5 protein-coding genes are annotated in these 5148 nt (G+C 53.6%); 1 reads left to right on the top strand and 4 read right to left on the bottom strand.

The window, feature by feature from the left end; translation table 11 throughout:
- Positions 1 to 440 precede the first annotated feature (440 nt).
- The 3 genes from tam to tyrP all read right to left on the bottom strand — a co-directional run bounded on the left by tam (position 441) and on the right by tyrP (position 4128).
- Positions 441 to 1202: a trans-aconitate 2-methyltransferase gene (gene tam, locus LZ634_RS17580; protein ID WP_234507537.1), complete on the bottom strand. Its 762-nt coding sequence runs from the start codon at positions 1200 to 1202 to the stop codon at positions 441 to 443.
- A gap of 104 nt (positions 1203 to 1306) precedes the next feature.
- The gene (locus LZ634_RS17585) at positions 1307 to 2581 is read right to left on the bottom strand and encodes a Glu/Leu/Phe/Val family dehydrogenase (RefSeq protein ID WP_234507538.1); all 1275 of its coding nucleotides are present in this window, start codon (positions 2579 to 2581) and stop codon (positions 1307 to 1309) included.
- Positions 2582 to 2916: 335 nt separating this feature from the next.
- Entirely contained in the window at positions 2917 to 4128 is a 1212-nt protein-coding gene (gene tyrP / locus LZ634_RS17590) for a tyrosine transporter TyrP (RefSeq protein ID WP_234507540.1), read from the bottom strand.
- A gap of 196 nt (positions 4129 to 4324) precedes the next feature.
- Between tyrP and LZ634_RS17595 the strand changes: the two genes are divergently transcribed.
- The gene (locus LZ634_RS17595) at positions 4325 to 4564 is read left to right on the top strand and encodes a YecH family metal-binding protein (protein ID WP_234507542.1); all 240 of its coding nucleotides are present in this window, start codon (positions 4325 to 4327) and stop codon (positions 4562 to 4564) included.
- 33 nt (positions 4565 to 4597) lie between these two features.
- On the opposite strand, the gene ftnA is transcribed toward LZ634_RS17595, so the two are convergent.
- Positions 4598 to 5095 carry a non-heme ferritin gene (gene ftnA, locus LZ634_RS17600; protein ID WP_234507544.1) on the bottom strand — a complete coding sequence of 166 codons (498 nt, stop codon included), beginning with the start codon at positions 5093 to 5095 and terminating at the stop codon, positions 4598 to 4600.
- Positions 5096 to 5148: the final 53 nt, after the last annotated feature.

A 5148-nucleotide genomic window follows, 5' to 3' on the forward strand; every position in this document is an offset into this window, starting at 1 on the left:
CAGACGCCACCTATGCCGCTGTACTCTTTTCGCTAAAAGCAAAAATCGAAGTCGCTGGAACCGATGAGTCCCCGCTTGAAATCGGTGAGCCGGAGAATGGAAGACAAGGTCAGTCCGCCAGGACGGCGGACTGAGGCGAACCGAGACACGACAAAATTGCCGGGAGCAATTTTGAACAACGCTTGCGTTGGCCCGAAGGGCGAGTCCCAGGGATGGGACGAGTAGCGTCGAGTTTCGCCGTGCCGCAGGCTGGAGTTCGCAGGCGAACGCAGTGCGAAGCACCGATTTCGCTGCGGGGCCGCGGGGATTGCAAAGGGGGGCGCCGCGCCCCCCTTAGCCCGTTCACAGATACTGCTGTTTCATGTTCCGCCAAACATAAAGTGAACGGAATTTTGTGCTTAGCTGACAATGTTTATGCAGACTTCATTTTTAATTCTGATTCAGCGGTTAGCCCGCCGGGCAACAATAAATAAACGTGGAAACGCCAACAGCACCTGGCCATTCTTTTGTCGAGGATAATGCTCTTCGAGCAACTGCAGGTAGCGATGCAGGAAGGCCTGCTGATTGACGTTATCAAGATCCTGCAAATATGGGCGCAGCCCGGTGGCGCTTAACCACTCGATAATAGCCTGATGCGACGCCAGCGGGTGAAAATAGGTGGTTCGCCAGATATCCACCTCACAACCGCTGTTGGTCAGTAAATCATAATAAACCGCAACGCACGGTAATGGCGTTCGCGCACGCGGCGGATGGCCCAGCTCATGTGCCACCTGACGCATTGACGCATGTGACGGTTCCTGCCAGTTATCCGGCATTTGCACCGCGAGGACGCCGTCTTTTGCCAGCAGTGATGCCAGATGGGGGAACAGGGCCTGATGATCGGCCACCCATTGCAGCGAAGCGTTGGCGTAGAGCACATCCAGCGGCCGTTCCGGCTGCCACTCACTGATATTGGCATTAACAAACTGGCAGTCAGGCAATGCCTGCTGCGCCTTCTCCAGCATGGCGGGCGAATTATCCACGCCGGTAATCACCGCATCAGGCCAGATATCACGTAGCAGCTCGGTGCTGTTGCCCGGGCCGCAGCCCAGATCGGCAATGTGTTTAGCTGACGGTTTGGCAATACGGGCCAGCAGCTCCGCCGCCGGGCGAGTACGTTCGGAGGCAAATTGCAAATACAACGAGGGATTCCAGTCGGCCATGCCTGACTCCTTTGGGTGTCATTAACGGCTTACAGCATAGCTCAGTGGGGGAGGTTTGGTAGAAGAAAGGCGGTGAGCCGCCGAAGCCGCTCACCGTTTCGGCATTAACCTGGGTAGATCCCGCGATCTTTACGGGCCAGCAGAATGCGCTCACATGCAACGATGTAGGCTGCGGTACGCAGAGAACAGGTCTTCTCCGCGGCTTTTTCCCAGACGTGTACCATCGCTTCGGTCATGATTCTATCCATGCGGGCGTTAATCTCCTCTTCGCTCCAGAAGAAGCTCGCCATGTCCTGAACCCACTCGAAGTAACTGACGGTTACCCCCCCGGCGTTACACACGACGTCCGGTACGACGACAACGCCGCGGCTGGCCAGTACATCGTCGGCATCCGGATAGGTCGGTCCGTTAGCACCTTCCAGAACCAGTTTACACTTCAGAACTTCCGCGCGTTGACGGGTAATCTGACCTTCCAGCGCCGCCGGGATCAGAATGTCCATGTCCACTTGCCAGAATGCTTCGCCATCGATGGTGTCGGCCCCTGGGAAACCGGCAATCTGCTTGTGTTCAACCTGCCAGGCCGTCAGCGCATCCATATCAATACCGGTGGCATTGAAAAGGGTCGCGGTGTGGTCCTGAATGGCGACCACGCGCGCACCTGCGGCGGAAAACAGGCGGGCGGCTTCGCTGCCGACGTTACCGAAGCCCTGAACCGCAACGCGAGCGCCTTCAACTTCAATATTGGCACGATGCGCCACTTCGCGACCGCTGATATACACCCCGCGACCGGTGGCTTTTTCACGACCAAGAGAACCTCCCAGGTGAATCGGTTTACCGGTGACCACGCCGGTAATGGTGGTGCCGTGGTTCATGGAATAGGTATCCATCATCCACGCCATCACTTTCCCGTTGGTGCCAACGTCCGGTGCCGGGATATCTTTCTGTGGCCCAATAATAATGCCGATCTCGCTGGTATAGCGACGCGTCAAGCGTTCAAGCTCACCCTCAGAGAGTTCGAATGGGTTAACGCGAACGCCGCCTTTCGCACCGCCATACGGCAGGTTCAGGGCAGCACACTTGATAGTCATCCACGCCGACAGCGCCATGACTTCATTAAGGTCTACATCCGGGTGGTAGCGCACGCCGCCTTTGCCCGGACCACGGGAAAGGTTGTGCTGTACGCGGTAGCCTTCGAAATGGCGGATTGTGCCATCGTCCATTTGTACGGGGATGTCGACAATCAACGCACGTTTTGGATGGCGAAGGGTGTCTATCCAGCGGGTTAACTCACCGAGATAAGGAGCGACGCGTTCGATTTGTTGCAGGTAGGTGTTCCAGGCAGATGTCTTACTATCGGAAGCATAAGATAACTTATCCATGATAAACCTTAGTCTTGTAAGTAATTTATTCTTAGTTAGCCGTGGTATGCAGAGTGACTCACTGCATGGCTTAAATTTAACATTTATTTAAAGTTTCGCATCCGTATTGCACTAAAAAAGTGCAGCGATAAATGGACGTTTTTTTCGCCGGCAGTGAATAATTATTATTAGTACAAGCGGGAGAGTGCTGTGAATCGATGGAGAAGGGGATAAATGATGCAGCTAAGTTGAATAACTAGCGGCTACAGCTATTTTTCGTAATTATGATAAGCCTCAAAGAATTGCGTTAGCCGGAAACATCATCAGGGCGAACTGATGATGTTTCCGCACCGTCTTTAACCCACTGACGGTAACAATCCGGTAGCAATACTCGCCTGAATAATAATCACCGCTATCCCGCAGGCAAATACCAGCCACAGCATGGGCTTGCCACCAGCCACGCGATAGCCGCCAGTTGGGTGATGCTTACGGCTTTGAAGAGTGAGCAGCGAAGGAATAATCAGCGCCAGAACAGCCAGGGCGACGCCAGCGTAGCCCAGAGCCATCACGAAACCACGTGGGTAGAATAGGGCAAAGGCCAGCGGCGGCAGGAAGGTAATGGCCCCGGTTTGCAGACGCCCGCGCACGCTATTTTTTCGCTGGAACAGGTCGGCCAGATAATCAAACAGCCCAAGCGCTACGCCGAGGAATGAGGTTGCCAGCGCCAGGTCAGCAAACAGATGCACCGCCAGCTCAACGTGAGGTGAGGCGACGACTTCGCGGATCGCCATCAGCAGGCCGTTTAAGCCGCTGTGCTGCGCCATCAGCGAACCGAATACCGGAGCGTCAATGCTGCCAAGCGTCGCAAGCTGCCAGAATAGATAGGCCACCAGCGGAATGGCGCTACCGATGACGAATACCCGACGCAGCTTGCGTATATCGCCATTCATATAGCTGACGATGCTCGGTACGCTGCCGTGGAAACCAAACGAGGTGAAGATAACCGGAATGGCGGAAAGCGCCAGCCCTTGCTCCAGCGGCAGCGTCAGCAGGTTGATTTTGTGGATATGCGGCAGCAGCAGCGCCAGCATGACGATCAAAAAGATGATTTTGGCGCTAAACAGGAAGCGGTTGAAGAGATCGACTAGCGAAGTACCGATACAGATAACCAGGCCGCCAACGGCGGTGAACAGCAGTACGCCGAGGGACGGTGGCATATCAATGCTCAACCATTGGCTGAGGCTTGAGGCCAGCAGTTCACCTGCGCCGCTGATATAGGCAGCCGTCAGCGCATACATCAGGAACATCATGCTAAACCCGGTGACCCACTGTCCGTAGCGCCCGAGATAACGCAGCGCCAGCGAACCCAACCCGGTGTCGGCAGGAACGTGCTGATAAACTTCCAGCAGCAGCAGGGCGGTGTAGCACATTAATGCCCACAGCCCAATCAACAGCACCAGCGTAACGCCAAAGCCAACGCCCGCAGAAGCCAGCGGCATCGCCAACATTCCTGCGCCGATTGTGGTGCCAGCTACGATTAAAATACTCCCCAGGGTACGGTTTCTCACGCTTTCCTCTACTTCACGACATAATCACAACGAAAGATGCCGCGCAGAGTATGTGAAAGCAATGATTTCGTCAAATCTGAATTACAGTAGCTGTATAGTTATGTTTACGATTTTTACTGGGCGAGAGAAAGCTGCGCTAGCGCAAAACATATAATATAAATGCACGTTATGGTGGTGCTTTATTACGGGAGGAAAAATGGACTCTATTCACGGTCATGAAGTGCTGAACATGATGTTGGCGTCGGGTGAGCAATACAGTATGGAAAGTCTCGAAGCGGCTATTCATGCACGCTTTGGTGAACAGGCGCGTTTTCATACCTGTTCTGCAGAGAATATGAGTGCCGCCGAGCTGGTGGCATTTCTGCATAAGAAAGGAAAATTTATTCCGCAGGAATCTGGTTTTAATACCGCTGAAAGTAAAATTTGTCGGCATTAATCGGCAGCGGCGTTTAACGCCGCTGCCCGATAATTAATTTTGCGTATCGAGCGTTGCCAGCTCTTTATCAATAAAGTACAACCCTTCACCGCTTTTGCCCGCCAGCGTCAGCTTATCGATAACGGATTTAAACAGTTTCTCTTCTTCATGCTGCTCAGCCACGTACCATTGCAGGAAGTTAAAGGTCGGGTAGTCCTGATTGGTCATTGCCGCATGAGCCAGTTCATTGATTTTGCTGGTGATCAGCTGCTCATGTTCGTAGGTGACGCGGAATAACTCATCCAGCGACGCATATTCAGCAACCGGCGTTGGCACGGTGTTGATGCGCGGCAGGCTGCCGGTATCGGTCAGATAATCGAACAGGCGCTGCATGTGCGTCATCTCTTCTTGCGCATGACGGCGCAAAAAGGACGCAGCACCTTCAAAGCTGTTGAAACTGCACCAGGCGCTCATCTGTTGATACAGCAGCGAAGAATAGAGTTCGAGATTCATCTGTTCATTTAATTTCTCGATCATTGGCGCTTTAAGCATAGTTTCGCTCCTGAAAAATACGTTACAAGTTAATTACCGCGAAACTATAATTT

This window comes from Kluyvera intermedia (assembly GCF_021440345.1).
Taxonomy (GTDB): domain Bacteria; phylum Pseudomonadota; class Gammaproteobacteria; order Enterobacterales; family Enterobacteriaceae; genus Kluyvera; species Kluyvera intermedia_A.

Coding starts and splice junctions, on each gene's coding strand:
- tam (WP_234507537.1), bottom strand. CDS start 1,202: ATGGCCGACTGGAATCCCTCGTTGTATTTGCAATTTGCCTCCGAACGT.
- ftnA (WP_234507544.1), bottom strand. CDS start 5,095: ATGCTTAAAGCGCCAATGATCGAGAAATTAAATGAACAGATGAATCTC.
- LZ634_RS17595 (WP_234507542.1), top strand. CDS start 4,325: ATGGACTCTATTCACGGTCATGAAGTGCTGAACATGATGTTGGCGTCG.
- LZ634_RS17585 (WP_234507538.1), bottom strand. CDS start 2,581: ATGGATAAGTTATCTTATGCTTCCGATAGTAAGACATCTGCCTGGAAC.